This window comes from Wolbachia endosymbiont of Atemnus politus (assembly GCF_013309895.1).
The window spans coordinates 1-4,368 of sequence record NZ_JAAXCS010000104.1; the positions used below are offsets into that span (position 1 = coordinate 1).

The 4,368-nt window shown below is 31.0% G+C and carries 3 protein-coding genes and 2 pseudogenes; all 5 read left to right on the top strand.

Annotation, left to right across the window (positions count from 1 at the left end; all coding sequences use genetic code 11):
- Positions 1–562, top strand: a pseudogene (locus HET73_RS06105) (hypothetical protein); the annotation flags it as partial.
- A gap of 549 nt (positions 563–1,111) precedes the next feature.
- Positions 1,112–2,185: pseudogene (locus HET73_RS09535) on the top strand (AI-2E family transporter).
- Positions 2,186–2,276: 91 nt separating this feature from the next.
- Positions 2,277–2,939 carry an HdaA/DnaA family protein gene (locus HET73_RS06115; RefSeq protein ID WP_174133413.1) on the top strand — a complete coding sequence of 221 codons (663 nt, stop codon included), beginning with the start codon at positions 2,277–2,279 and terminating at the stop codon, positions 2,937–2,939.
- Positions 2,940–3,531: 592 nt separating this feature from the next.
- A complete protein-coding gene (locus HET73_RS08590; RefSeq protein ID WP_246210224.1) occupies positions 3,532–3,846 on the top strand; it encodes a site-specific integrase in 315 nt (104 codons plus the stop codon).
- Between the two features lie 44 nt (positions 3,847–3,890).
- Positions 3,891–4,244 carry a tyrosine-type recombinase/integrase gene (locus HET73_RS08595; protein WP_343033095.1) on the top strand — a complete coding sequence of 118 codons (354 nt, stop codon included), beginning with the start codon at positions 3,891–3,893 and terminating at the stop codon, positions 4,242–4,244.
- Positions 4,245–4,368: the final 124 nt, after the last annotated feature.

Consider the following 4,368-nt stretch of genomic DNA (forward strand, 5'->3'; position numbering starts at 1 on the left):
AAAACTCAAAAATTTCAACTTAAGTGAACAAAGGGGATGGGATGAAAAATCCATAGCTACGTTATTGGACTCTATCAATAGCAGAAATACCGTCACCCTTGAAAAATTTCTAACTTCTTTTGGGATTAGGCTTGTAGGACCAAATGCAGCAAAATTAATAGCCAATCATTATAAATCTTATGAAAATTGGTACGAGGCTATTGCTCAAATTTCTTATGGTAGCGAGGTTTCTGATCAATTGATGAACATAATAGGCATAGGCGAAGGGATTATAACTTCCTCAGAAACTGATCATAATATTTTGAGGAGTGAAAGCAAGAAAAATAATTTTACGCTCGCAATTTTTTCCATAACCGTCTACATCAAGCAAAAGACCTCTCTACAATCCATCTTTTTGGCAATACAGCAAAATTCGCTTCGATTTATTAGTTGCACTCCAATAATTGCTTTTATTTCCTATATATCAGCGAGTATATTCGGAGATTTAGCATTTTTACAGCACTGCTACGCTTCTGCCGTTGTTATATGTACTTTTTGCGTATCTTCTGCGCTTTACACCTGATTTTTTTTGTCTGCATCATAGCTCTTTCTTTCAGCAGTATCTGCGTTTTTAACCCTTTGAGCATCAATTACTGGTTTTCTCTTTCCTACCATTGTTCTTTCTAAATATTTTACGTTCTAAAATACTTTCTGCTTGGTTTTCGCTCCATTTTTTATAGTAGTCGTTCTCCATTTTGGAAACTCTTTTGTTCCACTGGCAGCAGCTTCTTAGGCACTCCACACAATACATCATAAATTTTCTTGGCTTTGTTTTTTTTTCTACAGGATTCTAGATCTGGTAAAATTATCTTAAATTTTTCACGACTTTGGTTCTCATATTTCTAATTTACATTCTCAACTTTTTTCCATCTTTGAGATCATGTACAGGTTCTAACACTCCTTTTCTTATTATTTTTAGCTTACTTTATTAAAGTGTCAGATCGAGTCTTATTTAGTACAGCTAGATAGGTACTTTGTTTTTTGTAAACTGTCTGAAACAGTTCTGAATTATTTTAACATGTACAAAATAAACTGTGTATTTTTTTTTCAATAGATTGACTATGCTAAAAACATGCAAAAACGTCACCTAACTGTCTGTCTTATATTACTTATTATAGTTGGCACACTATTTTTAGTACGCCCTATGATTTTTCCATGCTTAATGTCTATCGTTGTTGCATATTTATTTAATCCACTAGTAGTAAAGTTTGAAAAATATAAAATACCGCGCTTATATTCTGTAATTTTTATAATATTTATCCTGCTTATAGTTTTTGTATTAGCTGTTACATTTGTTTTACCTATTATATATGTTCAAATTGCCTCAATATTAAATTTTTAGGTCAGTAAAGTGCCTTCGTTGAATCTCAAAGTTATTCCATCTGTGTTATAATTTCTTAATATAAAAGTAGGAGGGACTTGCTTGATCGCTTATCTAAGAATCTAGCAGAAAATTACAGCGATTATATATCTCATTTCATACATGCTTTTGATATTACCAGTAATTTTATAATTCAGGTGTTAGGCTCAATCTTTAGCTTAATTCATATAGTACCGTTAGTAGTAGTCACTACGTTAATGTTTTTCTATGTATTGCTTGACTGGCCTCTGATTGTAGCAAAGGTTAGTGAGTTATAGTTCCTGTCCCTTAAAGAGAAAAAGTTGCAGATTATTTTTCAAAAGTGGATTTCATTGTATCTAATTACCTAAAAGGACAAGCAAATGAATGCATCGTTATGATGATCTTTTACTCTATAGGTCTTAGTATAATCGGGTTGAGACATTCTATTGCTATTGGAATTTTATCAGGAACACTAACATTTGTACCTTATATAGGACCGTTGCTATATACTGTTATTGGGTTTTTGAGCGCTGTTACTCAATTTAATGGGTGGTTTGAAAGTACTACTATTCTACTATTATTTGGTGTTGGACAGTTAATGGATGCGAATATACTGGTTCCTTTGTTAATAGGAAAAAAGTTCATATACATCCAGCCGTGATTATTCTTGGGGTTACTATGTGTGCTTCATATTTTGGACTTATGGGTATATTGCTTTTTGCTCCAATAATAGCGATGTTTTATGTATCAGTGGAATGTATAACCAATATATATCTTAAAAGTGAGTTTTATAGAAATGGGTAGCAGGTTTTTTGTACAACTAGTTTGTGATAAAGAGAGTTAAACCTCAAAATATCCTTGAAAGCGAATTTTGATACACTGTCAGAGATGAAAGATGTTTAATGTACAATTAAATGTATTTAACAATAATCAAACTGATTATTGCCGGCAAAATTTCATCGTTTTAGACGAAAATAAGAATGTGTACAATTCAGTAATGGATGATTTATCTTGGAAATGTCTGATTCTCTTTGGGCCTAAAGGTTCTGGAGAAACCCATCTTGCTCATATTTGGCAATCGATGAACAATGCGATTTTTATCAATGTGAATAATTTTATAGGTGAGATGAGGTATAGCAACGCTTTTATTTTGGAAGATATACAAAATGTTCAAGATGAAGCAATGCTATTACATTGTTACAACTACATAAAAGAAGATAACAAGAGATTACTCATTACTTCTTCAACTTCATCAAAAAGACTCAATTTTAAATTGAAAGACATGAGTTCTCCCATATTATCAACTACCAGCGTGAAAATTCCACCTGCTAGTGGGGAATTATTACGAATTATGTTAATGAAACGATTTTCAGACAAACCGTTAAAAGTCGATTTAAAAGTGATTAATTATATCTTTGCAAGAATAGAGCGTTCTTTTTGCAGTGTTAATAAAGTGATAGAAAAAATAGATAATGAGTCTATGGGATCAAATATTACTATTCCTTTTATTAGAACTTTATTAAAAAACGGCATGATATATGATTTCCTCATTATATAGATCGTATACATTAAAAATTTATTAACATCTGTGACAATAGTAAAGAAGTTACCACTTGGTTGTGCTAGTGCTATAAGAAGTTATGTTATAACATATATAAATAGATGCAACTAAAAAGTGGTATATCGTAGTAAAGTTCACTTTGTAAGGTGCTTTCTATAGATTTGGTGTTATAATTTAACTATAAGATCAAATCTGAAAAAAAAAATTAAGAGGAAAGTTTATTGTGCTTATTATATTGATAAATGCTTTATTTATTTCATATTTTTTAATATGGAATACTAGTAACGTTTTCAATCAAACTGTAGTCAAAGAAATAAATATAGGAGCTAGTGTTGAAGAGTAAGCCGTTGCAGGATCAAAAATAAAATCTTTATATAACCTATTACATAGATACTTTGGTGTCAGAAAAGTCTGCCACGCAAAATACTTTAGAAACTTATCGTTCGGATTTATGCCAACTTGAAGATTTTTTTATTGGAAAGCGGTACTACTTTAGTTAATGAGAGCAAAACTAATATTAAGGATTATGTGAAATCTCTATACACACAAAAGAAATATAAAAGTAGTTCTGTATAAAAAAATATCTGCTATGAACATTTTTTATAAGTGCCTATTTAATGATGGAATATTAGATTTCAATCCAGCTCCAGCTAATGATGATGAATTGAAAGACCCAAAAGTTTCTCGTCCTTTGCCAAAGTATTTGAGTGGTGAAGAAATGCTTTTGCTAATGGACAGAGTCAGAAAATCAGCAAGCGAATCGACTAAAGAAATAAACGGTAGGAGGTTATACGTTATTTTAGACATACTTTACTCTTCTGGCATGCGTATTTCTGAACTGATTAATTTGAAATTGTGTAAGGTGTCACATCTAGTAAACAGTAATGACAAAAATGTTATGTAATAATAAAAGGAAAGAGTGGTAAAGAAAGGCAAATCCTTTTTAACGTGGAAGCACTACAAAGTTTTAGAAATTATTTATCAATTCGTGATAATCTGATTCCTGAAGGAAAGGAATCTGATTGGTTATTTCCAGGTAATAAACCTAACAGGCCGATTACAAGGCAGACAATCGGTCAATTGATTAAGGAATTAGCAAGAAAATGTAATATTGATGAAAGTAAAATCTCTCCACATGTAATCAGACATTCCTTTGCTACTCATCTACTGGATAGTGGGGCAAGTATTGTGCTGATACAGGAAGTTCTTGGCCATAGTAATCTTTCTACAACTCAAATATATACTCATGTTGCCAACAAGAAATTGAAAGATAAATTAGCTGATTCACATCCTATCACTTAAGTGATCAATAGGTAAATTTATTGTTTTTAATTTGTAGTAGAGATAAACTCAAATAAATTTATCTAGGTTTATGATTTCTGGTTTATTGTTCAATTTATTTTTTATTTTATGGGAAGAGTTCTAT